This is a genomic window from Xanthomonas sp. NCPPB 1068 (assembly GCF_041479385.2).
GTDB lineage: Bacteria > Pseudomonadota > Gammaproteobacteria > Xanthomonadales > Xanthomonadaceae > Xanthomonas > Xanthomonas cannabis.
The window spans coordinates 2,711,144-2,737,345 of sequence record NZ_CM192986.1 but is presented as its reverse complement, the minus strand read 5'-3'; the positions used below and the strand labels follow the sequence as shown (position 1 = coordinate 2,737,345).

General features: G+C 66.3%; 15 protein-coding genes. 7 read left to right on the top strand and 8 right to left on the bottom strand.

Translation table 11 applies throughout. From position 1 onward, the window contains the following. The first annotated feature begins 68 nt into the window (after window positions 1-68). A complete protein-coding gene (locus tag ACCQ12_RS11665) occupies window positions 69-5,078 on the top strand; it encodes an NAD-glutamate dehydrogenase (RefSeq protein ID WP_372381768.1) in 5,010 nt (1,669 codons plus the stop codon). 502 nt (window positions 5,079-5,580) lie between these two features. Beyond that, on the top strand, window positions 5,581-5,877 hold the full coding sequence (locus tag ACCQ12_RS11660) for a hypothetical protein (RefSeq protein WP_104582236.1): 297 nt from the start codon (window positions 5,581-5,583) through the stop codon (window positions 5,875-5,877). 268 nt (window positions 5,878-6,145) lie between these two features. Here the strand turns inward: ACCQ12_RS11660 and ACCQ12_RS11655 are convergent, their stop codons facing one another. Next, window positions 6,146-7,147 carry an NADP-dependent oxidoreductase gene (locus ACCQ12_RS11655; RefSeq protein WP_372381767.1) on the bottom strand — a complete coding sequence of 334 codons (1,002 nt, stop codon included), beginning with the start codon at window positions 7,145-7,147 and terminating at the stop codon, window positions 6,146-6,148. Window positions 7,148-7,358: 211 nt separating this feature from the next. Beyond that, window positions 7,359-8,147 carry an SDR family NAD(P)-dependent oxidoreductase gene (locus ACCQ12_RS11650; protein ID WP_372381766.1) on the bottom strand — a complete coding sequence of 263 codons (789 nt, stop codon included), beginning with the start codon at window positions 8,145-8,147 and terminating at the stop codon, window positions 7,359-7,361. A gap of 177 nt (window positions 8,148-8,324) precedes the next feature. Here ACCQ12_RS11650 and ACCQ12_RS11645 point away from each other — a divergent pair, with 177 nt between their 5' ends. Further along, window positions 8,325-8,903 carry a TetR/AcrR family transcriptional regulator gene (locus ACCQ12_RS11645; protein ID WP_372381765.1) on the top strand — a complete coding sequence of 193 codons (579 nt, stop codon included), beginning with the start codon at window positions 8,325-8,327 and terminating at the stop codon, window positions 8,901-8,903. Between the two features lie 173 nt (window positions 8,904-9,076). On the opposite strand, the gene ACCQ12_RS11640 is transcribed toward ACCQ12_RS11645, so the two are convergent. From ACCQ12_RS11640 to aptA, 6 genes are all read right to left on the bottom strand, one after another. Then, on the bottom strand, window positions 9,077-10,510 hold the full coding sequence (locus ACCQ12_RS11640; protein WP_372381764.1) for a DHA2 family efflux MFS transporter permease subunit: 1,434 nt from the start codon (window positions 10,508-10,510) through the stop codon (window positions 9,077-9,079). 547 nt (window positions 10,511-11,057) lie between these two features. Next, on the bottom strand, window positions 11,058-12,044 hold the full coding sequence (locus tag ACCQ12_RS11635) for an HD-GYP domain-containing protein (RefSeq protein ID WP_104579582.1): 987 nt from the start codon (window positions 12,042-12,044) through the stop codon (window positions 11,058-11,060). Between the two features lie 33 nt (window positions 12,045-12,077). Beyond that, window positions 12,078-16,172 (bottom strand): CHASE domain-containing hybrid sensor histidine kinase/response regulator, encoded by a 4,095-nt coding sequence (locus ACCQ12_RS11630; RefSeq protein WP_372381763.1) that lies wholly within the window; start codon window positions 16,170-16,172, stop codon window positions 12,078-12,080. Between the two features lie 151 nt (window positions 16,173-16,323). Continuing rightward, complete coding sequence (locus tag ACCQ12_RS11625; RefSeq protein ID WP_047693451.1) at window positions 16,324-17,628, bottom strand: DUF445 domain-containing protein; 1,305 nt, start codon at window positions 17,626-17,628, stop codon at window positions 16,324-16,326. Between the two features lie 390 nt (window positions 17,629-18,018). Then, the gene (locus ACCQ12_RS11620) at window positions 18,019-18,891 is read right to left on the bottom strand and encodes a plasmid replication/partition related protein (RefSeq protein WP_372381762.1); all 873 of its coding nucleotides are present in this window, start codon (window positions 18,889-18,891) and stop codon (window positions 18,019-18,021) included. Between the two features lie 349 nt (window positions 18,892-19,240). Further along, window positions 19,241-20,593 carry an omega-aminotransferase AptA gene (gene aptA / locus ACCQ12_RS11615; RefSeq protein ID WP_372381761.1) on the bottom strand — a complete coding sequence of 451 codons (1,353 nt, stop codon included), beginning with the start codon at window positions 20,591-20,593 and terminating at the stop codon, window positions 19,241-19,243. A gap of 380 nt (window positions 20,594-20,973) precedes the next feature. Between aptA and ACCQ12_RS11610 the strand changes: the two genes are divergently transcribed. Genes ACCQ12_RS11610 through ACCQ12_RS11595 form a run of 4 tightly spaced genes read left to right on the top strand, consistent with a single transcriptional unit; the run spans window position 20,974 to window position 26,118 of the window. Further along, window positions 20,974-22,653, top strand: a complete 1,680-nt coding sequence (locus tag ACCQ12_RS11610; RefSeq protein ID WP_039407881.1) for an OFA family MFS transporter — start codon at window positions 20,974-20,976, stop codon at window positions 22,651-22,653. 6 nt (window positions 22,654-22,659) lie between these two features. After that, complete coding sequence (gene fdhD / locus ACCQ12_RS11605; RefSeq protein WP_104579587.1) at window positions 22,660-23,505, top strand: formate dehydrogenase accessory sulfurtransferase FdhD; 846 nt, start codon at window positions 22,660-22,662, stop codon at window positions 23,503-23,505. Continuing rightward, window positions 23,502-25,850, top strand: a complete 2,349-nt coding sequence (locus ACCQ12_RS11600; protein ID WP_166744465.1) for an FdhF/YdeP family oxidoreductase — start codon at window positions 23,502-23,504, stop codon at window positions 25,848-25,850. The genes fdhD and ACCQ12_RS11600 overlap by 4 nt, the downstream gene beginning before the upstream one ends. Continuing rightward, window positions 25,840-26,118 (top strand): hypothetical protein, encoded by a 279-nt coding sequence (locus tag ACCQ12_RS11595; RefSeq protein WP_047693457.1) that lies wholly within the window; start codon window positions 25,840-25,842, stop codon window positions 26,116-26,118. Before ACCQ12_RS11600 ends, ACCQ12_RS11595 begins: the two co-directional genes overlap by 11 nt. Window positions 26,119-26,202: the final 84 nt, after the last annotated feature.

The window sequence follows — 26,202 nt, the reverse complement described above, 5'->3', positions numbered from 1 at the left end:
ATGCAGCAAGGCGTCGTCACGGTCCATCGGTACAATTCAGCTTTCCTACCGAGCATCCCAGCGCTCTCATGACAGCCAAGAAAGCCGCTCCGAAATCGTCCACGACGTCGGTCAAACCGGTCGCCGAACGTGCCGTCCCCGTGCTTGCCACCGAACCGCAGGCGGTCACCCTCGAGCCGGTGTTTGCCGCACTGCGCAAGCGCTACCCGGCGGCCCGCCAGGGCGAGGTCCAGGCGTTCGCCGCCGACTTCTACCGGCGCATGGAAGAAGACGAGTTCCCCAATCACCCGCCCGAGCAATGGGCGGCGCTGGCGTCGGACATGCTGGAGTTTGCCCGCGTGCGCAAGGCCGGCACGGTCAACGTGCGGGTGTTCAACCCCACCCTGAAGAGCCACGGCTACGAGTCGCCGCATACGCTGCTGCAGATCGTCAACGACGACATGCCGTTCCTGGTGGACTCGGTCAGCATGACCCTGTCGGACCTGGGCATCGGCGTGCACGTGCTGGGCCACCCGGTGCTGCGCATCGCGCGCGACAAGGCCGGCAAGCTGACCGCGGTGGGCGAGGGCAAGAGCGAATCGCTGATGGTGCTGGAGATCGACCGCCAGCCGGCCGATGAGATGCCCAAGGTGGAAGCGGCGGTACGCAAGGTGCTGGCCGAGGTGCGCGCCATCGTGCAGGACTGGGCCGCGATGCGCGAAAAGATGGTGATGCTGGCCGACGACCTGGCCACCCGCCGCCTGCCCATCGACGACATCAGCCGCCACGAGGCGCAGGAGTTCCTGCGCTGGGCCGCCGCCGACCACTTCACCTTCTTCGGCTACCGCGAATACCGCGTGGAGAAGCAGGACGGCCAGGATGTGCTGGCCCCGGTGGAAGAGACCGGCCTGGGCCTGATGCGCGGCCACGACACCTCGCCGGCGCGCCCGGTGACCACCCTGGCCGCGCATGGCCTGAATGCCTCGTCCAAGCTCAAGGACGCCTTGATCCTGACCAAGACCAACGCACGCTCGCGCGTGCACCGTGTTGGCTACATGGATTACATCGGCATTCTGGAATTCGATGCCAAGGGCCGCATCGTCGGCGAGCAGCGCTTCCTGGGCTTGTTCACCTCCAGCGCCTACAACCGTCGCCCGTGGGAAATCCCGCTGGTGCGCCAGCGCCACGAATACGTGATGAGCAAGTCGGGGCTGACCCCGAGCAGCCACAGCGGCAAGGCGTTGCGCCACATCCTGGAAACGCTGCCGCGCGAGGAGCTGTTCCAGTCCAACGAAGAAGAGCTGTACCGCACGGCGATCGGCATCCTGGGGCTGCAGGAGCGTGTGCGCAGCCGCATGTTCCTGCGCCGCGACAAATACAGCCGCTTCATTTCCGCCTTGGTGTACATCCCGCGCGAGCGCTTCAACACCGACGTGCGCCTGCGCATCGAAGGCCTGTTGAAGGACGCGCTGCATGGCGAGTACATCGATTCGAGCGTGGTGCTGGGCGAATCGCCATTGGCGCAGCTGCATCTGATCGTGCGCCCCAAGAGCGGCGAGGCGCTGGAGTTCAACACCACCGAACTCGAATCGCGCCTGGCGCACCTGCTGCGCAACTGGCGCGACGCCCTGCGCGAGGCGCTGGTGGCGCGCCACGGCGAAGCCAACGGGCTGCGCATGGCGGCCAATTTCGGCCGCGCGTTGCCGGCCGGTTACATCGAAGATTCGTCGATCGAGTCGGCGGTGTCCGATGTCGAGCACCTGGCCACGCTGGATGGCCCGGACGATCTGCATCTGAGCCTGCAGGAAATCCGTCGCGACGACGGCATGCGCCTGGATGCCGGCGAAGGCCTGCGCCTGAAGCTATACCGCCAGCTCGACGACATTCCGTTGTCCGACGCGATGCCGATGATGGAAAACATGGGCCTGCGCGTGATCTCCGAGCGGCCGTATCGGCTGCAGGTCGGCGAAACGCCGGTCTACATCCAGGATTTCGAGGTCGAATCCACCGCCGGCAAGATCAACGCGGCCAACGCCGATGCCAGCTTCGGTGAAGCCTTCGAGCGCATCTGGAACGGCGATGCGGAAAACGACGGCTTCAATCGCCTGATCCTGGCCGCCGGCCTGCACTGGCGTCAGGTCGCGTTGCTGCGTGGCTACTGCAAGTACCTGCTGCAGACGGCGGTGCCGTTCTCGCAGGCCTACGTGGAAGCCACCTTCACCCGTTACCCGTTGCTGGCGCGCCTGTTGGTGGAACTGTTCGAAGCGCGCTTCGACCCGTCCACCGGCAGCGAGACCAAGGCGCAGATCTTTGCCGGCCAGGAGCGCCTGCGCGAAGAGTTGTCTGCGCTGGCCGCCGGCGACGAGGCCACGCTCAAGGCGCTGGAGCCGGTGCTGGAGGCCCGCGGCGGCGACCGCGCCGCGCAGCAGGAAGCCACCCGCGCCACGCTGCTGAAGCTGATGGACCGCGTCTCCAGCCTGGACGAAGACCGCATCCTGCGCAGCTTCATCGATGTGATCGATGCGACGCTGCGCACCAACTATTACCAGACCGACAAGCACGGCAAGCACGCCCATTGCATCAGCTTCAAGCTGGATTCGGCGCGGGTGCCGGACCTGCCCAAGCCGCGTCCGTATCGCGAGATCTTCGTCTATGGCCCGCGTGTGGAAGGCGTGCATCTGCGCTTTGGCGCGGTGGCGCGTGGCGGCCTGCGCTGGTCGGACCGCCGCGAGGATTTCCGCACCGAGGTGCTGGGCCTGGTCAAGGCGCAGATGGTCAAGAACACGGTCATCGTGCCGGTGGGCGCCAAGGGCGGTTTCTACGTCAAGCGCTCGCCGGTGGGCGGCGACCGTGACGCGATCCAGGCCGAAGGTATCGCCTGCTACAAGCTGTTCATCCAGAGCCTGCTCGATATCACCGACAACATCGTCGGCGGCAAGATCGTGCCGCCGCCGCAGGTGGTGCGTCACGACCAGGACGACCCGTACCTGGTGGTCGCCGCCGACAAGGGCACCGCGACCTTCTCCGACATCGCCAATGGGCTGGCGCTGGATCATGGTTTCTGGCTCGGCGATGCGTTCGCCTCCGGTGGCTCGGTCGGTTACGACCACAAGGGCATGGGTATCACCGCGCGCGGTGCGTGGGAGTCGGTCAAGCGCCACTTCCGCGCGATGGGGCGCGATTGCCAGAGCCAGGATTTCAGCGTGGTCGGCATCGGCGACATGTCCGGCGACGTGTTCGGCAACGGCATGCTGCTCTCACGGCATATCCGCCTGCTGGCCGCGTTCGACCACCGGCATATCTTCCTCGACCCGTCGCCGGATGCCGCTGCGTCCTTCGCCGAGCGCGAGCGCCTGTTCAAGCTGCCGCGTTCCAGCTGGGCGGACTACGACGCCAAGCTGATCAGCGCCGGTGGCGGCATCTATGCGCGCACCCTGAAGTCCATCGACATCAGCGCGCCGGTGCGCGAGGCATTGGGCCTGGAGTCCAACGTCAAGCAGCTCTCGCCCAACGAGCTGATGAACGCCATCCTCAAGGCGCCGGTGGACCTGTTCTGGAATGGCGGCATCGGCACCTACGTCAAGGCGTCCAGCGAATCGCACGCCGATGTAGGCGACCGCGCCAACAACGGCTTGCGCGTCAATGGCGGTGAGCTGCGCTGCAAGGTGGTGGGCGAGGGCGGCAACCTGGGCCTGACCCAGCTCGGTCGCATCGAAGCCGCGCAGACCGGCGTGCTGCTCAACACCGACTTCATCGACAACTCGGCCGGCGTGGACACCTCCGACCACGAGGTCAACATCAAGATCCTGCTCAACGACATGGTGCAGGCCAACAAGCTCACCTATGACGCGCGCAACACGCTGCTGGCGTCGATGACCGACGAAGTGGCCGACCTGGTGCTGTGGGACAACTACCGGCAGAACCAGGCGATCAGCTTGATGGAGCGCATGAGCGTCAAGCGGCTGGGCTCCAAGCAGCACTTCATCCGCACGCTGGAACTGCAGGGCCTGCTCGATCGCCAGATCGAATTCCTGCCTTCCGATGCCGAGCTGTCGGCACGCAAGGCACGCGGGCAGGGCCTGTCGCGTCCGGAACTGTCGGTGCTGCTGTCGTACTCCAAACTGGTGGCGTTCCAGCAGCTGCTGGAATCGGACATCCCGGAAGACCCGTACCTGTCCAAGGAATTGCAGCGTTACTTCCCGCAGCCGCTGCAAAAGAAGTACGCCGATGCGATGGAGCGTCACCGCCTCAAGCGCGAAATCATCGCCACTGCGGTGACCAACACCACCATCAACCGCATGGGCGCCACCTTCCTGATGCGCATGCAGGAAGACACCGGCCGCAGCATCGCCGAGGTCGCCAAGGCCTACACCATCAGCCGCGAAACGCTGGATGCGCGCGCGCTGTGGACGCAGATCGATGCGCTGGACGGCAAGGTGCCCGAGTCGGTGCAGATCGATGCACTGGAAGTGATCTGGCGCCTGCAACGCTCGTTCGTGCGTTGGCTGCTGCTGCGTCCGGGCCAGATGCCGGGCATCACGGCGGCGGTGGAGCGTTACCACGGCCCGTTCAACGACATCCGTGTCGCCTCGGGCGTATTGTCCGATACGCAGCGACCGCTGTACGAAGCCAGCGTGCAGGAATGGCAGGACAAGGGACTGCCGCCGCAACTGGCGCAGCAGCTGTGCGAATTGCGCTACCTGGAACCGGCGTTCGACATCATCGAAACCGCGCGCACCCGCAAGCTCAAGCCGGTGGAAGTGTCCAAGGTGCATTTCCGCCTGGGCGACGCACTGCGGCTGCCGTGGTTGTTCGAGCAGATCGACGCGCTGGAGGTCAACGGCCGCTGGCATGCGGTGGCGCGTGGCGTGCTGCGCGACGAACTGGCCGCGCATCAGCGTGCACTGGTGGGCCAGGTGCTGACCCTGCCCGGCAGCAGTGCCGAGGACAAGGTGGCCAACTGGCTGGCGCGCGACGATTCCAGCCTGCGCTTTACCCTGGCCATGCTCGCCGATGTGGCCGAGCAGAAGACCCTGGACTACCCGACTGTGTCGGTGGCAGTGCAGCGGTTGGGTCAGTTGGCCGCGCACGGGGTGTAACGTCAGTGTCCGTGGTGGCGAGACGCTGTTTCGCCACCACGCCGATCGCAGCACGCCGTGTTGCCACTGCTTCTACAAAAAAAGCCGCCTCAGCGCGGCTTTTTTTGTATGCAACTGCGGCACTTGACACTCGTGGTTGCCGCAATGAAGACTCTCTTAGCTGCGATAAATCTCGCAGCCGGGTGTGGAAGCCCGAAATCCAAGGCGCACAAGCGCCCACGCTGTCGATGCAGGCGCTTTTTTTGTGCTTGCTGATTGATGGCGGGGGCGTGCTCGTCAGCTTTATGGCGGGCGGTGCGTGGGGGCCGAAAGGCCCGCCGGCCCTTGGACCGGTCTTCCAACCGCGCACCGTCCGCCACCCTGTTTGGAAGCGGGGTGACGGACTCCCTCATCCAAGGAGATCCTCATGCCGCGCACCAATCCTGCCCATTCGGCCACTACCGCAACCGCCTCGCAGCCGACCGCTCATACCGTGGCCGATCATGGTGATGCGCGTGAGGACGTGTTCTTCCGTCGCCTGTCCGAGTCACGTGGTGCGGAAGCCACCAACGGCCTGCATTGGTCCGATCTGCCGATGCAATTTGGCCTGGCTCTCAAATGCGCGCATATCGATCACTGCTTGCTCGGGCTGCAGGGCGTGTTGGAGATGCTGCACGCCGGTGAGGCGGCCCGCGAGGCGGGTCAACCTGGCCTGGGTGGCGAGCTCACCGATCGCCTGCTCTACGCGTCGCGTGCGCTGGCTGTATCGGGAAAAGAATCGCTGTATGCGTTGCAGGAACGTCTTGCAGCTGCATCGTAAGGTGCAGTGCGAACGTCGGTCATCAACGGCGTCGGACTTCCTCCATTCTGGCTGCGAGCAGCGTTGTTGGCGAGAGACCCGGATGCGCTGGACCGAATTGCTCTCAAGGTTTAGCGATTGAGTGATACAGCGCAGGTGGCGCTCATCAATGGCGACCTGCGCACGAATGCCGCGATAGTGTGGTCATCAGTGACTGAATGGCATTCGCCGTCGGGGCGACCTTTCGCATGCGTGGGTCTGCACCGATTGCCGTGACCAGTTCACTGCCTTATCTGATCTTGACGACTGCCTTGCCTTTGGCACGCCCCTTGGCCAGATACTCCAGCGCCTGCTTTGCCTGGTCGAACGCAAACACCTTGTCGATGACCGGGCGGATACGCTCGGCTTCGAGCAGTTCGCCGAGTTTGGCCAGTTGCGCGCCGTCCGGGCGAACGAACAGGAATGCGTAGGACACGTCGCGCTTTTTGGCCAGGTGTTTGATCTTGCGGCTCATCAGCCCGAACACCAGCGTCAGCAGACCGTTCAAGCGCCGGGCGCGGGCGAAGGCCGCATCCAGTGGGCCGACGAGCGAGATGATCTTGCCGCCCGTCCTCAAGATGCCGAGCGATTTTTCCAGCGTATCGCCCTTGGTGGTGCCGAGTACCACATCGTAGCCGCTCAGCACGTTCTCGAATTTCTGGGTCTTGTAATCGATCACCTCGTCGGCGCCAAGGCTGCGCACCAGCGGCACATTGCCGGTACTGGTGGTGGTGCCCACGTGCGCGCCGATCTGCTTTGCGAGCTGGATGGCGAAGGTGCCGATGCCACCGGAGCCGGCGGGAATGAAGACCTTCTGGCCGTGCTGCAGTCTGGCGCGCTCCGTGAGCGCCTGCCAGGAGGTGAGCCCGACCATGGGAATGGAGGCGGCCTGCACGAAGTCCAGATTCGCCGGTTTCAGCGCGGCAGCGCTTTCGGGTACCACCACAAATTCTGCGAGCGTGCCGGTGCCCAGATCGAACACGCTGGCGAAGACCGCATCGCCCTTCTTGAAGCGGGTGACGCGGCTGCCAACCTCGGTGACGACGCCTGCCAGATCGCTGCCCAGGGTGGCGGGCAGGTCGAAGGTGAGAACGGGTTTGAAGGTGCCGGCCATGATCATGTTGTCGACCGGGTTGACCGATGCCGCGTGCACCTCGACCAGCAATTCGTTGGGCTTGGGAGTCGGGCGTGGCAGCTCGGAAAAACCGACTCCGGGCGATTTGCCATAGCGCTGGAAGGTGAGTGCTTTCATGTGGTTGGAATCCAATCCTGTCGTTGGAATGAGTGACGGGCGCCCGAACCGCGGCTGCCGTCACCTGCCGTGCTCGCAACTCATTGGGTGCAGCTTGAGTGCCACGGGAGCGTTTGATGGGATGACTGCTGGCGGCACAAGCCGCATCGGCATGCGCTTCGCCTGCCTGCCGCGGCGGCAACGGCTACTGGCAGTGCACGGCGTTGAATCATCAGGGGCGTAGCTGGTAGCGCTCGGCTGCAGCCGCCTGCTTCAGATCGGACAACACTCCCTGGCGTGCGCCCTCCAGTGCGTCCCAACGCTCGGCCACGTGCAGCGGCGGAATGGTCACCAGCTCGCGACGGTCGAAGCCGACCAGCGCGGCATCGACCAGTTCGCCAACATCCATCAGGTCGCTGAGCGTGTTGATGTCGATCCCTGCGCGCTCCCAGATCTCGGTGCGCGTGCCGGCCGGCAGTACTGCCTGCACGTACACGCCCTTGGCACCCAGCTCCAGGTGCAGGCCTTGCGACAGGAACAGCACGAAGGCCTTGGTGGCGCCATACACGCTCATGCCGAATTCGGGAGCGAAGCCCACCACCGAGCCGAGGTTGACGATCGCGCCGCTGCCGGACTGCGCAAAGCGCGGGGCGACCGCAGCGGAAAGACGCGTCAGGGCAGTGATATTGAGCGCGATCAGGCGTTCGATCGTCTCGGCGTTCTGCTCCAGGATGCCGTCGGACTGGGCGATGCCGGCGTTGTTGATCAACACGCCGATCTGCGCATCGTCGCGCAGGCGCGCCTCGACCTTGCCGACATCGGCCGGCTGGGTGAGGTCGGCCTGCAGCACGTCGACGCTGATGCCGTGTGCGCCCTGCAGACGCGTGGCAAGGGCATTGAGGCGTGCCTGGTCGCGTGCGACCAGTACGAGGTCGTGGCCGCGTTGGGCGAAGCGTTCGGCGTAGACGGCGCCGATCCCGGCGGAGGCGCCAGTGATGAGGACAGCAGAACGTGGGGACATGGGAAGCCTTGGCAGCAGGGGGAGCCGAAACGGAATGTGCGTGTCGACCGGACGCGCCGGGCGCAACCGGGTGAGTGCCAATGATTGCCTTCATCATCTATAAGGTCAAGGTTTTGATGACGAACGGCATCAATGTATGCTGGGCCTTTCGAGGAGGGTCCTCGTTAGAGGTTGGACATGAAGGTCAGCAAGGCGCAGGCACAGGCCAACCGAGCCCATGTGGTCGCCATCGCGTCCAGGCTGTTTCGCGAGCGGGGCTACGACGGCGTCGGGGTGGCGGACCTGATGGGCGCGGCCGGCTTTACCCATGGCGGCTTCTACAAGCAGTTCCGGTCCAAGGCGGCGCTGATGGCCGAGTCGGCTGCCTGCGGCATCGCACAGACGGTGGAGCAGAGCGCCCAGGTCGACGCGTCCGAATTCGTCAACCTGTATGTTTCGCGCTCACATCGCGACAACCCGGCAACCGGGTGCACGATGGCCGCGTTGGGCGCCGATGCCGCACGTCAATCGGAAGAAGTGCGAGCCGCCTTTGCAGACGGCATCGAGCGCATCGTGGCCGGGCTTGCCGCACACGACACTCAGGCAGGCGACGATGAGGCGGCGGCAACGCGTGCCAGGCAGCTGGACCTGATGGCGCACGCCGTCGGTGCCATCGTGCTGTCCAGGGCGTGCCCTGACGACTCTCCGCTTGCCGACGACATTCTTGCTGCCTGCCGACACGCGATCCTGGCCGCCCTGCCGCCCTCTGGCGCATAGGCGGGGCGCTGGCTGGATGCTGCGCCGTCCCGAAGCTGTGGCGGAGCGGCGCATCCTGCCCGCCCTGATGCGGTCACGTGCGACAGACGTTCGTGTTCCCGCGATTCAACGGGTGCCGCGGCACGTCATGTGCCCCACATGCACGTAATGCGCGTGCAAGGCGCCGGAATCGTTCAGCACTTGGCGCGGTGCCCGCTCATTTCCTGCCCAGCATCCTTGTCGAAACGCACATGCCACCAGGTGGCGCTGAGCGAGATCAGGCTGACCACGCAGAACGCCAGCGAGAAATCGCGCTGCGCCGGTTGGGTGTGGTCGCCGGCCAGCATGGCCAGTTTGAGGATCATCGCGCCGGCACACACGCCCACCGAGAGCATCAGCTGCTGCAAGGTGGTGTACAGGCTGCTGGCGCGGCTCATGCGCGCGCTGGGTACGTTTTCGTAGGCGATGGTGTTGTAGGCGGCGAACTGGAACGACATGAAGGCGCCGCAGCACAGCAGCAGGCCGAACATCAGCGCCGCTGGCCAGTCGGGGCGGAACAGCGCGCACACCATGTAGCCCAGGCTGGCCAGCACGCCATTGCCGATCAGGCTGTTGCGGTAGCCGAAGCGGCGCAGCAGCTGCGGGGTGATGCTGCGCATCAGCAGCGCGCCCAGTGCGGTGGCCAGGATCAGGCGGCCGCTGTGCGCGGCGCTCATGCCGAAGCCGATCTGGAACAGCAAGGGCAGCAGGAAGGGATGCGCGCCCTGGGTGATGCGCATCAGTGCGCCGCCGATCACCGACAGCCGGAACGAATCGATGCGCAGCAAGCTCAGGTCCAGCAATGGGGCGGGGTGGTTGCGCGCATGCCAGAGATAGCCCAGCGCAGCGGCCGCGCCGGTGGCCAGCAACCAGCTGGCCACGCCGATGCCGTCGTCCTGGCTGACCATTTCCAGGCCGAACAACAGGCAGCCCAGCGCCACGCCGCACAGCACGAACCCGCGCAGATCGAAACGTGTTGGCGCAGTCTCGGTGGGAATCTCCGGGATGAACCGGCGCACCAGCAGGAAGCCGGCGATGCCGATCGGCACATTGATGTAGAAGATCCAGCGCCAGTCCAGATACGAAACGAAGAACCCGCCCAGCGGCGGCCCCAGCATCGGGCCGATGAAGGCGGGCACCAGGGTCCAGGCCATCGCGGAGACCAGATGGCGGCGCTCTACCGTGCGCAGCAGGATCAGCCGGCCGAGCGGGGCCATCATCGCGCCGCCAGTGCCCTGCAGCACGCGTGCGGCCACCATGGTGGGCAGGCTGTCGGCCAGCGAACACAGGATCGAGCCGGCGACGAACACCCAGATCGAAGCGCCGAACACGCGGCGCAGGCCGAAGCGGTCGGCGATGGCGCCGCTGGCCGGGATCAGCACCGCCAGTGCCAGCAGGTAGCTGGTCATGGCGATGCTCATGGCCGGCGCGGCCACGCCGAAGTCGCGCGCCAGCGTAGGCAGCGCGGTCGCCAGCACCGTGGCATCCATCTGCTCCATGAAAATGGCGCAGGCCAGGATCAGCGAAATAATGCGGTAGTCGGGATAACGCGGCGGGGCGGTGCCGGCGTCGGACACGCTGGAAGACATCGGACTCTCGGTTGCGGGGCTGCATCGACGGCGCCAGTGGAGCGTCCGGTTCGGCCCGCGTCGCACGGTGTTGTGCGGCGCAACATGGGTATTGTCCGCTGGTGTGGGGCGGGGTTCAAGCGCACTTGGGCAACAGTGCGTGCTTGTCGATGCAGACGCGGTGGGTTGGATGTTGGGCGGTGGCGTTGACGCAGAGGCTTGCGGCTGAGCGGCTAGTGGTGAGGTAGCAGCGTGCGATGGCGATAGAGGGCGCGCGACGTGATGCGTCGTCGCCTGGTCGTCCCTGAGTGGCCCGCACCCTCATCCGGCGCTGCGCGCCACCTTCTCCCGAAGGGAGAAGGATCAAGACGCAGCACGCGGAACCCTCATCCGGCGCTGCGCGCCACCTTCTCCCGGAGGGAGAAGGATCAAGCCGCAGTACGCTGATAATGATGGCACCTGGGCAAAGTTCCTCTCCCTGCGGGAGAGGGGTTGGGGTGAGGGTACGGCGGAAGACAGCCAACCCGACATCGCGAATGGGCGGTTGTCTTGGCTACCCGAATCAGCGCTATGCGGCAGGGCTGTCCCAGGCGTCCTTGATCTGCAGGATTTGCGGCAATGCCTCGCGAAAGTGCTGTACCAGGCGCGGTTCCAGCTGCTTGCCCGCCATGCTCTCGATCTTGCGCATGGCGTCTTCCACCGTCCACGGCGCCTTGTACGCGCGCCGGCCGCACAGCGCGTCGAACACATCGGCCACCGCCACGATGCGCGCCGCCTCCGGGATGGCTTCGCCGGCCAGCCCTTGCGGGTAGCCGCTGCCGTCCCAGCACTCGTGGTGATGCAGGGCGATGTCGGCGGCCAGCTGGAACACCGGCCCGCGCCCGTGGCGCAGCAGGTCGTGCCCGGCCTGCGGGTGTTGCCGTACCACCGAGCGCTCGTGCTCGTCCAGCGCGTCAGGCTTGTGCAGGATGCTGCCGGGCACGGCGATCTTGCCGGCGTCGTGCAGCGGTGCGGCATCCTGCAGTACCTGGGCCTGCTGCGGCGACCAGCCGGCGGCTTCGGCCAGCACACGTGCGTATACCGCCATGCGCCAGATATGCGCGCCGGTGTCCACGTCCTGGCCCTGGCCGGCCGTTCCCAGCAGGTGGATCGCGTCGCGGTATTGCTGCGCCAGGCGTGTGCATTCGGCCAGTTTGAGTTGCGTGCCGATGCGCGCCTTGAGCAGGGCCGGCGAGTAGGGCTTGCTGACGTAGTCGGCCGCGCCGGCGTCCAGCCCGGCGCGTTCGTCCTGTTCGCTGCTGCGAGCGGTCACGAACAGGATCGGGATGGTCTGGCTGGCCGGCTGCTGCTTGAGCGTGCGAGCCACCGCGTAGCCGTCCATGTCGGGCAATTCCACATCTAGCAGGATCAATGCCGGTTGATGGCGCGTCACCGCATCCAGCGCCTCGCCGCCGGTCTTGGCGAAGACCAGCGGAAAATCGTCGCGCAGCAGCTGGCGCAAGGTGGCCAGGTTGCTGGATTCGTCGTCGACACAGAGCAGGGGACGGGACGGCATGGAGGATCCTTGCAGTCGGGCAGGAGATCGAGGTCAGCGTGGGTGGGTGGCGTGCCAGTCGCGCAGGGTGGCTTCGGCGCGGCGGAAGTCGAAGTCCTCCACCGCGCGCTGCAGTTCCTCCTGCAGGCTGCGCGGCAGGCGCGGTGCGCAGATCAGCAGTGCGTGGTCGATCTTGTCGGCGTCGTCGCTGGCGAAGGCGGCCTGCAGGATCTGCAGGCTGTCGGCATCCAGCGCAACGCCGGCATCGTCGCTGTCGGCCTCCTGCGCGTCGTCCTGCACGAAGGCGCGAATCGCGTCGGCGGTGCGCTGCATCACGTCCTTGAGCGCGAGCAACGAGGCGGTGATGTCGTGGCCGTCTTCGATGCGGGTTTCCAGATCGCCCGCCGCGCCGGCCAGGGCCGGCAGCGCCAGCGAGCCGGCAGCGCCACGCAGCTTGTGCGCCAGCGCGCCGATGGCGGGCAGCTCGTTGCGGCGCAGATGCTCGGCCGCCACCTCGGCCGGGTCCGGGTTGTCGCGCAGCAGCTTGATCAGATAACGCACGTAGGGCTCGCGGTCGCGCCAGAGGCTGTGCGCACGCGCCGCGTCCAGCAGCTCCGGCGTGTCGTGCATCCACGCCGGACCGGCCGCCACGGCGGTTTCGTGCGGCAGCGACGGAATGCGCTTGGCCCCGGGACGCATGAAATGGCGGATCGCGGTGACCAGTTCCTCGACATTGAACGGTTTGGCGATGAAGCCGTTCATGCCGGCCTCCAGCGCTTTTTCCTGCTGCGGGCGGAACGCGCCGGCGGTCAACGCAATCACCGGCAGGCTGGCCAGGGCGGGGATCTGCCGCAGCCGGCGGGTGGCTTCGTAGCCGTCCACCACCGGCATCTGCACATCCATCAGCACCAGGTGGAACAGATCGGGCGCGCGTTTGAGCGTATTGACCGCCTGCTCGCCGTCATGGGCGACAGTGACCATGGCACCTTCGCCTTCGAGGATGCGTTGCGCCACCTCGCAGTTGATGTCGCTGTCGTCCACCAGCAGAAGATGCGCGCCTTCCAGCCGCCGTGCGACGAAGGTCGGCGTCACCGGGCGGGCGCCCGGACGCTGCTCCACCAGCTGCTCCACCAGCCGATGCAACGCGGCCGTGGTCACCGGCTTGGTCATCACCGCGTCCAGGTCCTGTTGTTCGGGGTGTTGCTCCAGCAGGCGCCGTTCGTAGGCAGTGACCATCACGATCACCGGGTGCGGGCCGGGCGCTGCGCGCGCGCGGATCTGGCGGGCGATCGCCACGCCGTCGATGTCGGGCATGCGCCAGTCGAGCAGGAAGATGTCGTACGGCTCGCTGGCCTGTTCGATGGCGGCCAGCGCGGCCTGGCCGTTTGCCACTGCGTCCACGCGCCAGCCGAGCTCGGTGGTGATACGCACCAGGTTGTTGAGCGCCGCATCGTGGTCGTCGGCGATCAACACCCGCGGCATCGCCTCCGGCGGCAGCGCCGGGAGCTCCTGATGCGCAGTGGGGGGCGCGGCCTTTTCCAGCGTCACCACGAAGTAAAACTCGCTGCCGCGGCCGGGCACGCTCTCCACTTCAAGCTCGCCGCCCATCAGCTCGATCAGGCGTCGGCTGATGGTCAGGCCCAGCCCGCTGCCGCCATAGCGACGGCTGGTGGAGGTGTCGGCCTGCAGGAACGGGGAGAAGATCAGGCTCTGCTTTTCCTTGGAAATGCCGATGCCGGTGTCGCGTACCGAGAACAGCAGCTTGACCTTGTTGGGGTCGCCGCTGGGGAAGCGCCGCACCGACAGCACCACTTCGCCTTCCTCGGTGAACTTGATGGCGTTGCCGACCAGGTTGACCAGCACCTGGTTGATGCGCAGTGCATCGCCCAGCAGCCAGCGGCCCTCGCGCGGCAGTGGCTCGACGATCATCTCCACCGGTTTTGCACTGAGCGAAGAGCGCATCAGGTCGGCGATGTTGTCGAACAACTGGTTGAGGTCGAACGGCGCACGTTCCAGATCGATTCGCCCGGCTTCGATCTTGGAGAAGTCCAGGATGTCGTTGATGATTTCCAGCAGGGTGCGCGCGGAGCGATCGATCTTGGTGACCATGTCCTGCGCCGCGCCGGGAAGTTCGCTGCGCTGAAGCAGGTACAACATGCCCAGGATGGCATTCATGGGCGTGCGGATTTCGTGGCTCATGTTGGCCAGGAAATCGGACTTGGACTGGTTGGCGCTCTTGGCGGCATCCATCGCCAGGCGCAGCTGTTTTTCGTGCAGTTTCTGCTCGGTCAGATCCACCGCGACGCCGAGGTAACCGATCACCTGGTCGTTGTCGTCGCGCAAGGTGCTCAAGGTCAGCAGCACCGGCAGGCGGCGGCCGTCGTGACCGACGTAGGTCCATTCGCTGGTGTCGCTGCGCCCCAGGCTGGTCAGCGCGGCAACCGCCTCCAGGGTGGGCGCCACCGGGACGCCGGTCTGTTCGGACAGCCGGTGCGCGCGTTCCTGCAATTCTTCGGCTTCGACGAACTGGCTGACCTTGCGACGGCCGATCACATCCTCGGCGGTGTAACCCAGCAGTTTTTCCGCAGCAGGGTTGAACAGCGTGACAAAGCCGCTGGAGTCGGCGGCGATGATGGCGTAGCCGGCGTGCGCCAGGATCGCGCGCTGCAACACCGAGAACTTCACCAGTTCGCTGGTGCGCTCGGCCACCTGATGTTCGAGCGAGGCATTGAGATCGACGATGCGCTGATGCGAGCGCACCCGGTCGGAGATGTCGCGGAAGAAGTGCGAATGCCCGCTGAGCGTGCCATCGGCATCGATGATCGGTGCCTTGCTGGCCAGCACGTGCACGTGCTGGCCATCGCGGTGGCGCATGCGCTGCGCTGCAGAGGCGTTGCCCAGACGCGCATCGTCGGCGTGGTCGACCTGCGGCATCGCATAGGGCTGCGGTGACAGCAGTCCTGTCAGGTCCTGGCCGATCGCCTCGTCGGCGGTGTATCCGAACATGGCCTCGGCCGCCGGATTCCAGTGGGTGATGCGGCCGTCCGGTGTTTCGGCGACGATGGCCTCGCTGGAATGGCTGACCAGCGCGGCCAGTTCCATCTGCTTGCGCAGCACTTCTTCGCGACGCAGCCCGTTGCTGAAATACAGCGCAAGCACGGCGGCAAACAACACCGAGGTCGCCATGACCAGGCCGCCGACCAGCCAGGGCGAGGTCTGGTTGAGCGAGGCCACGAAACTGGCGGTCGGCTGGGCGGTGATGACCCAGGTGCGGCCATAGATGGGCAACAACTGCACCACCGGCGGGCGCCGCGCACTGTCGCTGATCGGCGTACCGCTGCGATAGAAATTGTGGGTCGGCTCGTTGCGGTCGGACAGGTCCAGCGCCACATCGTTGCGCTCGCCCAGCGCGCTTTGCACCATCTGCTCGACACTGAAGGGCGCATACACCCAGCCGCTGGTGGCCGCCATGCGTTGCTGCGGGGTCTGCAGCGGCATGCCTTCGCGATACACCGCCAGCAGCACCAGAAAGCCGCTTTCGGTGGGCACGCGGTAGCCCGACAACGAGATCGGCGAGGTCATGATCGGGGAGCCGCTGCGCGCGGCCTGCAAGGCGGCGGCGCGGCGCCGTGGTTCGGAGGCGATGTCCAGACCGATCGGGCGGTTGCCCGAGGATTCGGGTTCGAAATACAGCACGAGGTAGCGCTCGCCTTCCCACGGCGCGAGCAGGCGCCGGTGGATGTCCGGTGCGCCGTCGGCGCGTGCGGCCTGCAGGAACGCGGCCTCCTCGGACGGTGCGACCCGGTGGATATAGCCGTACCCCAGCACGCCGGGGAACTCGCGCGAATAATCCCGCGAGCGGCTGTAGAGGGTGAAGCGCTCTCGACTGATCACATCGCTGCCGGCGCCGATCACCGCGCCACGCGCACCGCGCAGGCCGTGCTCGAAGGTATACATGCGCTCGCTGATGTTGCGCGCCAAGGTGCGCACCACATACTGAAAACGCTGCTCGCGCTCGAGCTCGTTGTGCCGGTGGAGCCAGACTCCGGTGGCGATGGCCGCAATCAGGCCTGCGGTGAGAATCAGCAAGACGCTGGCAAACGCGCGGCGCCCGTATTTCCTGCGCAGATCCCAGCGGCCGTTCGGCATCTTCGTTCCTTTGCCTTGCCTGTTGCGTGCCCAGTGTGCTGGCCGACAACACTGTCGGCTTCGTGGTACCGCCTGACGATCATCCGGCTGCGTGCAGTGTCCCCCGCGGCATCGGCCGCACCGTCTGGGCGATCATCGTCGTGTCAGTGCATCAGAACGATAGCCAGATCGACAGTGCGTGAAGGGCAAGGCCGATCAGTCCACCGACCAACGTTCCGTTGAAGCGAATGTATTGCAGATCGCGTCCGACACCCAATTCCAATTGTTCGACGAGGTGACGTTCGTCCCAACTTTTCATGGTCGACGCGATGTGCTCGGTGACCGATGCGCGCAGCCGCGTGGTGAGTTTGTCGGCGGCCTGCAACATATGCTGGTTGAGCGCCTCGCGCAGCGAAGGATCCTGCGACAGGGCCTGGCCTAGCGATTGCATGGAGCGCTCCATGTGCGCGGCCATCGACGACTCTTCACGCGCCAGGTCGTTGCGCAGGGCATCGCGGATTTCGCCCCATAGCCCCTGCACATACTCCTGCAATGCCGGATGTTCGATCGCGCGCTGTTTGAGGTCTTCCACGCGCGCGGCCATCTCCGGCTCGTCGCGCAGGCGCGCGATGTAGCCCTGCAGCCAGGCCTCGTAGTCGAGCCTGATGGGATGGTCGGGCGTGGTGAGGATGTCCTGCAATTCTTCGAGCGCGGCCCGCGCCATGCGGTCGGCCAGGCTGTCGCCGATCTCCTCGATCGGCTTGACCCAGTTCACCGTGCCGACCAGCTTGGGCCACTCGCGGCGCGCATAGCGCACGATCAGCGCGGAGGCGCGCGTCTTGACCTGTTCCTGGTCCAGCCATTGCCCCAGCCGCAGCAGCACTTCGTCCAGCAACTTCTGATGGCGGCCGTCGGTGGTGAGCAGGGCCATGACATCGCCGACCGTGGCGGCGGCATTCCATTTGCGCAGGCGGTCCACGACAAAGCGCTGGATGGCACGGCGCACCGCCGCTTCGTCCAGCAGTTCCAGCGCCTGCAACATCCAGCCGCGCGCCATCTGCGCCAGCATGCGTGCCTGCTCGGGCTTGGCCAGCCACTCGCCTAGGCGGCTGGCCGGGTCGAACACGCGCAGCTTGTCCATCAACGCCTCGGGCGCCAGGAACTGATCGCGCACGAACACCGCCAGCCCATCGGCCAGGCGCTCCTTGCCGCGCGGCAAGATGGCGGTGTGCGGGATCGGCAGGCCCATCGGGCGGCGGAACAGCGCCACCACCGCAAACCAGTCGGCCAGTGCGCCGACGGTGGCCGCTTCGCAAAACGCCGACACCCAGGCCCAGATGCCTTGCTCGCCCATCAGGTGGCTGACGACAAAGCCGGCGAACATGGCCAGCAGCAACGCTACTGCCAGTAGCTTCATGCGCTGCAGCTGCGCGCGACGCGGATCGATCGGACGGGGAGTGCTGAGACTGGGTTCCATCAGTGAAGTGTACCCAGTCGTTTGACCAGGGCATGTCCACGGCAGGTGGCGCCACCACGCGCGCAGGTTGGTGGCCGCGTCTTGCGTGCTTTTGCTGCAGCCGCGCTTGGGTTGGGGCGACCCAGCGGCTGTTGCCGTCGTAGGAGCGCACCTGGGCGCGACGGGCTTTATCGGGAATGCCTGTCGCGCCCAGGTGCGCTCCTACAATGGCGTGCTCTGGCTGGAATGACTTGCCACTAGCGGCGTATTGCGCAGGCGGTCGGTCCGGTCGCGATGCGACCAGTCGCCCGTGTAGGAGCGCACCTGGGCGCGAGGCGTTACCGGTAATGCTTCGTCGCGCCCGGGTGCGCTCCTACCACGGGCAGGCTTGCCGGACCGGCAGGTGCGCACTTAGCCGCGCAGACGTTCCAGCTGCGATTGCAGTGCGGCGACCTTGGACTGCAGGGCGGCGTTTTCGTTTTCCAGCTCGGTGACGCGGCGTTGCAAGGCCTTGAGGTCGCGGCGTTCGGCTTCGCCGCCTTCGGCCTCGTCCGACTTGGGCTTGCGCTTGGCGTCGCGCACGCGCTTGGCGGCCTGCTTCAGTTCGGCCTTGCCCGCCTGTGCGGCGGCGCGCTGTTCGTCTTCGGACAAGGTCGCCACGGCAGCAGCAGCGCTGATGGAAATCTCGCCGGACTTCACCGCCTGCACCACTTCCGGGGCGGCCTGTTTATGGATGCGCTCGATCATCACCACCTGGTTGCTGCTCAGGCGCGCCTCGCGTGCCAGCTCGGCGCGGCTGACCGGGGTGGAGGTCTCTTCCCACGGCGGGCTGTCGGTGTCTTCGGTCGCCTGGGCGGCGCTGCTGTCACGCATGGCGCTGTCATCGCCGCCGCTTTCCGCGTGCGCGTCGGCCTGCAGGGGCGCTTCGGCGGCGGCATCGGCATCGCGCTGGGTGCGCTGGCGCAGCGCCAGGATCTCGCGCTTGCGCAACGCCAGCACGCCACGCTGGAAGTCGGAGACGCTGCGCCGGCCCAGGTGCTGCTCGATCATCCACAGATGCACGTCCTGCATCGACTGGAAGCGTGGGTTCTGCACGGTCTGGAATGGCAGCCCGTGCTTCTGGCAGATGCCATAGCGGTTGTGGCCATCCACCAGCACATCGCCCCACAGCACCAAGGCGTCGCGGCAGCCTTCAGCCAGCAGGCTGCGCTCCAGCGCCTCGTGCTCGTCGGGGGTCAGCGGATCGATATAGGCCTTGAGTTCTTCTTTAACAACGATGTTCATGCGGCAACGGCGGGGGAGTGCGGGGCCGGCATTGTAGTGAGCCTGCCCCGGCTTTGCGCGCTTGACGTGCTGCCTGCGGCGTGACACGCGAGCACGTTTGGATGGCGAACGCGGCAGCGGACCGGGCGGTGCCCGGCCGCAAACGGACTGCCTGCCTGCTGCATGCAGGCGGCACCATCCGTGCGCGGTGCCGCCGGCCACTGCCGCGACCCGGGTGGATGCCGCGGCGTTGTCGAGCATGTGCTGGAAAGGCCGCCTCCCGCCAAGCGCCCCATCGCGCGGCGCGTCGAACAGAGCAGTGCCGTTGCGGCCGCGCCCGTTACGCACCGGGCTGCCGCCTTGGCCACACTCACTCCAGCTGACGCAGGATCCCCGCCAGCGTCTGGACCATCTGCCCGATCTGTTCGGGGCTGACGATCAGTGGGGGTGACAGCGCAATGACATCCCCGGTCACCCGCACCAGCAGGCCGCCGTCGTGGAAGCAGCGCTCGAACACCTCGTAGCCGCGCGCACCGGGGGCACCGTCGCGCGGCGCCAGCTCGATCGCACCGATCAAGCCGATGTTGCGGATGTCGATCACGTGCGGCAGGCCGCGCAAACCGTGCAACGCCTCTTCCCACTGCGTGCCAAGCGTGATCGCACGCGTGAACAGGTCTTCTTCGGCGTAGGTATCCAGGGTGGCGATCGCCGCCGCGCAGGCCAGCGGATGGCCGGAGTAGGTATAGCCATGGAACAGCTCGATCGCCTGCTGCGGGCCGTGCATGAAGGCATCGAAGATGGCATCGGCCACCAGCACCGCACCCATCGGCACGGTGCCGCTGGTCAGCCCCTTGGCGGCGGTGATGATGTCCGGGGTGACACCGAAGCGCTGCGCCGCGAACGCTTCGCCGACCCGGCCAAAGCCGGTGATCACCTCGTCGAACACCAGCACGATGCCGTGGCGGTCGCAGATGGCGCGCAACCGCTGCAGGTAGCCCTCCGGCGGCAGGATCACGCCAGCCGAGCCGGACACCGGTTCGACGAACACCGCGGCGATCGTGGAGGCATCGTGCAGGGTGATCAGCCGCTCCAGATCGTCGGCCAGCTCGGCACCGTGCACCGGCAGCCCGCGCGAATAGGCGTTGCGCTGCAGATCCAGGGTGTGGCGCAGGTGGTCGGTGCCGGCCAGCAACGGGCCGAACCATTTGCGGTTGTTGGGCAGCCCGCCGATCGACATGCCGCCGAAGCCCACCCCGTGGTACGCCTTCTCGCGGCCGATGAAGCGGGTGCGCTGGCCCTCGCCGCGCAGGCGGTGATAGGCCAGCACGATCTTCATCGCGCTATCCACTGCCTCCGAGCCGGAGTTGGTGAAGAACACATGGCCCAGACCGGGCGGGGCGAGGGCGGCCAGGCGTTGCGCCAGCACGAATGGCAGCGGTGAGCCCATCTGGAAGGTGGGAGCAAAGTCCAACGTGCCGGCCTGGTCGCGGATTGCCGCCACGATCCGTTCGCGCGCGTGGCCGGCGTTGCAGCACCACAGGCCAGCGGTGCCGTCCAGGATCTGCCGGCCATCGACGTCGCGGTAATACATGCCGGCGGCGGAGGCGAGCAGGCGAGGGCGGGCCTTGAATTGGCGGTTGGCCGTGAACGGCATCCAGAACGCCTCCAGCGGCCCGGGTGCAGGCAGCGCAGGCGCGTCGTCGTGCGCAAGTGGGTCGTGCATGGCCGGCTCCGTTGCGGGGTGTCGCCCGACTGTACGCAGGCATCGTGTCGGCCGTCACCCGGGCGATGGCGGGAATGCGGCACATGGCGCGGGGCGCCCGGCCGGCGCCTGTGGAGTTAGTCCATAAGAACTAGTCAATTAGTCGCAGCCCCGGCCGCTAATCTCACAGAACGCCTGCGTGGCGTGGGGATGGCCATGCGATGGAACGCTACGGGGGCGTCGCCAAGCATTGCAAAGCGGCAAGGATTGCCGATGATGCGCCAGACAACCGCCAGTTGGGCCTGGTTGTCGTCGCTGCCCTTATCGCAACACGCCAATCGATCGCAGCCGTCAATCGTCTTTATCGCAGTTCATCGCACTTTATTTTTGGGGAAATGGGAATGACGCAAGGGTCCACCGTGGCGACAGCCAGCGGCGCTGACGCCGGTCTGCTGTCCAAGGAGCGCATCGTTGCGCGTCCGGGGTTCAATCGTTGGCTGGTTCCGCCGGCTGCACTGGCGATCCATCTGTGCATCGGCATGGCCTATGGCTTCAGCGTGTTCTGGTTGCCGCTGTCCAAGGCGCTGGGCATCACCGAAGCGATTGCCTGCCCGGCCGACATGGGCCTGTTCGCGCGCATGGTGGCCACCACCTGCGACTGGAAGATCAGCGAGCTGCAGTGGATGTACACGCTGTTCTTCGTGCTGCTGGGCTGTTCGGCGGCGATCTGGGGCGGCTGGCTGGAACGTGCCGGCCCACGCAAGGCCGGTGTGGTGTCGGCGCTGTGCTGGTGCGGCGGCCTGGTAATTTCGGCGGCCGGTATCCACTTCCATCAGATCTGGATGCTGTGGCTGGGTTCGGGCGTGATCGGCGGCATCGGCCTGGGTCTGGGCTATATCTCGCCGGTGTCCACGCTGATCAAATGGTTCCCGGACCGTCGCGGCATGGCGACCGGCATGGCGATCATGGGCTTCGGTGGCGGTGCGATGATCGGCAGCCCGCTGGCCGACGCGCTGATGCGCCACTTCGCCACGCCGACCTCGGTGGGCGTGATGGAAACCTTCCTGGTCATGGCCGCGCTGTACTTCGTCTTCATGATGGCCGGCGCGTTCGGCTATCGCGTGCCGCCGAGCGGCTGGACCCCGGCCGGCTGGACCGCGCCGGTGGCCAGCAACAACGCCATGATCACCGCCAACCATGTGCACGTGAAAAAGGTCTGGGGCATCCCGCAGTTCTGGTTGCTGTGGGGCGTGCTGTGCCTGAACGTCTCGGCCGGTATCGGCGTGATCGGCATGTCCTCGCCGATGCTGCAGGAAGTGTTCGGCGGCCGTCTGATCGGGGTGGACGTCGGCTTCGGCAGCCTGGATCCGACCCAGCTGGCCAGCATCGCGGCCATCGCGGCCGGCTTCACCGGCCTGCTGAGCCTGTTCAACATCGGTGGCCGCTTCTTCTGGGCCAGCATGTCCGACAAGCTCGGTCGCAAGAACACCTACACGCTGTTCTTCGTGCTGGGCATCTGCCTGTACGCCGCGGCGCCGTCGGCCGGTGGCGTGGGCGGCATCGCGCTGTTCGTGGGCATCTTCTGCATCATCCTGTCGATGTACGGCGGCGGTTTTGCCACCATTCCCGCCTATCTGGCCGATCTGTTCGGCACCCAGATGGTCGGCGCCATCCACGGCCGTCTGCTGACGGCGTGGGCCACCGCCGGCATCCTTGGCCCGGTGGTGGTGGGGTATATGCGCGAGTACCAGCTGGCGCACGGCAGCCCGCCGTCACAGGTCTACAACACCACCATGTACATCCTGGCCGGCATGCTCGTGCTCGGCCTGATCTGCAATCTGTTGGTGCGTCCGGTGGCCGCGCGTCACTTCATGACGCCCGACGAGCTGGCACGCGAAAAGCAGCTGGCGCACGAGAAGGTCGATCGCAGCGGGCATGCGGTGCTGCCGCCGGAGCAGATGGCGCGCATCGGTCATGGCGGCAACCCCGCGCTGGTGGCGTTTGCCTGGCTGGCTGTCGGCATCCCCATGGCGTTCGGCATCTGGGTGACGCTGCAGAAAGCCTTCGTGCTGTTCCATTGAGGTGAGATGACCAGTCCGTCTTCCCGCACGGTGCGCCCGGGCAGTGTGGTGCGCACCGTGATCCGCCATCGCGGCGGCCGCGGTGCCACGGTGCAGGACATGGTGGCGGCCGAAATGCCGGTTGCCCTGATCTACAACCAGGTGCCGTTCGCGGTGATGATGGCCACGCCGGAGGACCTGGAGGATTTCGCCCTCGGGTTTTCCTTGAGCGAAGGCATCGTCGATCACGCGCAGGACCTGCGCGTGGTGGCGGTGGAGACGTTTCTGGAAGGCGCCTCGCTGCAGATCGAGGTACCGCCCGAGCGCGCGGCGGCGTTGGACCAGCGGCGGCGCAATCTGGACGGGCGCAGCGGTTGCGGCGTGTGCGGCAATGAATCGATCGAGGCGGTGCTGCGTGTGCCGCCGGTGGTGCAGTCCACGCTGCGGATCGATGCGGATGCATTGGCACGTGCGCTGGAGGCCTTGCATGCGCAGCAGCCGATTGCCGCGCAGACCGGTGCGGTGCACGCGGCCGGTTGGGCCGATGCAAACGGCGTGGTGCAACTGGTCCGCGAAGACGTGGGCCGGCATAACGCCCTGGACAAGTTGATCGGTGCATTGGCGCGCGCGCGCATCGATGCATCGCAAGGGTTTGCGGTGGTGACCAGCCGCGCCAGTTACGAGATGGCCATGAAAGCCGCGCAGGCCCGGATTCCGCTGCTGGCAGCGATTTCGGCACCGACCGCCCTGGCGATCAGCCTGGCCGACAGCGCGGGACTGACCCTGATCGGGTTTGCCCGCAATCACGATTGTGTTGTTTACAGCCATCCACAACGCCTGGACCTGGGCGTTGCCGTGGGAGAGCCCGCATGAGCAAGAAGACCATCAAGCAGTACGACAATCCCGCCGGTGGCTGGGGCGCCTTGCGCTCGGTCGCCAAGCACCTGATGGAACAGGACATCGCGGTGCAGGGCGCCAAGACGCTGCTGCATGCCAACCAGCCGGACGGCTTCGACTGCCCGGGCTGTGCCTGGCCGGACCGCGATCACACCTCCACCTTCGAATTCTGCGAAAACGGCGCCAAGGCCGTGGCGGCCGAGTCCACCGCGCGCCGCGCCGGGCCGGAGCTGTTTGCCTCGCACAGCGTCAGCCTGCTGTCGCAGTACAGCGATTACTGGCTGGAAGGCCAGGGCCGGCTAACCCACCCAATGCGCTATGACGCGGCCACCGACCATTACGTGCCGGTGAGCTGGGACGCTGCGTTTGCGCAGATCGCCAGCCATCTCAACGGGCTGGCAAGCCCGGACGAGGCGATCTTCTACACCTCCGGGCGCACCAGCAACGAGGCAGCGTTCCTGTATCAGTTGTTCGTGCGCGAGTTCGGCACCAACAACTTCCCCGACTGCTCCAACATGTGCCACGAGCCGTCCGGTACCGCGCTGCGTTCGCAGATCGGCGTGGGCAAGGGCACGGTGTCCTTGCACGATTTCGAACTGGCCGATGCCATCTTCATCTTCGGCCAGAATCCGGGCACCAATCATCCGCGCATGCTGGGCGAGTTGCGTGAGGCCTCCAAGCGTGGCGCGGCGATTGCGGCCTTCAATCCGCTGCGCGAGCGCGGGCTGGAAAAATTCGCCGACCCGCAGGACAAGCTGGAGATGCTGCACAACGGCTCCACGCGTATCGCCTCGGATTATTTCCAGCTCAAGATCGGCGGCGACCTGGCCGCGATCAAGGGCATCATCAAGCATGTGCTGGAGCGCGACGCGCAAGCCCAGCGCGAAGGCACGCCGCGGTTGCTGGACCTGGATTTCATCGCCGAGCACACCGCCAACTTCGACGCGTTCGCGGCCGATGTGCAGGCCGAGCGCTGGGACACCATCGTCGAGGAATCCGGTCTGGACGAGGCGGCGCTGCGCAAGGCCGGCGAGATCTATCTCAATGCCGAGCGCGTGATCGCCTGCTGGGGCATGGGCATCACCCAGCACAAGCATTCGGTGGCCACCATCCACATGATCACCAACCTGCTGTTGCTGCGCGGCCACCTGGGCCGTCCGGGCGCGGGCGTGTGCCCGGTGCGCGGGCACAGCAACGTGCAGGGCGACCGCACGATGATGATCTACGAAAAGCCGCCGGCCGCATTCCTGGACAAGCTGCAGTCGGTGTTCGGCTTTGCGCCACCGCGCGCAGATGGCTTCGACACCGTGGGCGCGATCGAGGCGATGCTGGACGGGCGCGGCAAGGTGTTCTTTGCGATGGGCGGCAACTTTGCCGCGGCCACGCCGGATACCGATGCCACGCACCGCGCGCTGCGCAACTGCGAACTCACCGTGCACGTCACCACCAAGCTCAATCGCAGCCATCTGGTGCACGGGCGCGATGCGCTGATCCTGCCGTGCCTGGGCCGTACCGAAATCGATATCCAGGACGCCGGCTCGCAGGGTGTGACGGTGGAGGATTCGATGAGCATGGTGCACCTGTCGGCCGGCATCAATCCGCCGGCTTCGCCTGATTTGCTGTCCGAGCCGGCGATCGTGGCGCGCATGGCCGAAGCCACGCTGGGCGCGCGCAGCGCGATCCGCTGGCGCTGGCTGGTGGGCGACTACGACCGCGTGCGCGACCTGATTGCGCAGGTGTTCCCGGACTTTGCCGGCTTCAACGAGCGCGTGCGCACACCCGGTGGGTTCCGCTTGTCCAACACCGCGCGCGATCGCCAGTGGGTGACCCCGGAACAGCGCGCGGTGTTCAAGCCGCATGCGGTGCCGACCGACAACCCCATCCATCGCGCGCGCCGTACCCGGACCGACCAGATGGTGTTCACGCTGGCCACCACGCGCTCGCATGATCAGTACAACACCACCATCTACGGGCTGGACGATCGCTACCGCGGTGTGTTCGGCGAACGTCGCGTGCTGTTCATCAACGGCGCCGACATCGCGGCGTTGAACATGAAAGCCGGCGACTGGGTGGACCTGGAAAGCCTCTGCGATGACGGCGTGCGGCGCGAGGCACGTCGCTTCCTGCTGGTGGACTACAACATCCCGCGCGGCTGCCTGGCGGCGTACTACCCGGAAACCAACGCATTGGTGCCGCTGTCGAGCTTTGCCGACGAAGCACGTACGCCAACCTCCAAGTCGATTCCGGTGATCGTGTTGCCGCATCGCGCCGAAACCGCTGATGCAGCGCCACGCGACATCGGAGCGGTGCTTGTCCGCTGATCCGCAGCTCACCGCCCAGCTGTTGCACACCCTGGCCGACGCGCCCGAGGGCGTGTCGTTGCCGAAGCTCTGCAAGCAGCTGGGCGTGCGCATGAGCGTGCTGCTGCGCACGCTTGCCTGGTTGGGGACGGCAAACCTGGACGGTCAACCGGGTCCGGATTGGGTGCGCGTGGAAGATCGCGGCGAGCGGCAGTTCGCGGTACTGACGCCGGTCGGCTTGGCGGAACAGATGCAGCGATCAGCAGGGCAGTCGCCACAGAGCGGTTGAGCGAGTTCCTGCCGCTTTGAAAGCTGTACAGACCGAGCAACTTAACCGGTCCTTGTCCGCCCATCGTCGCGGGACCCTTGGCGG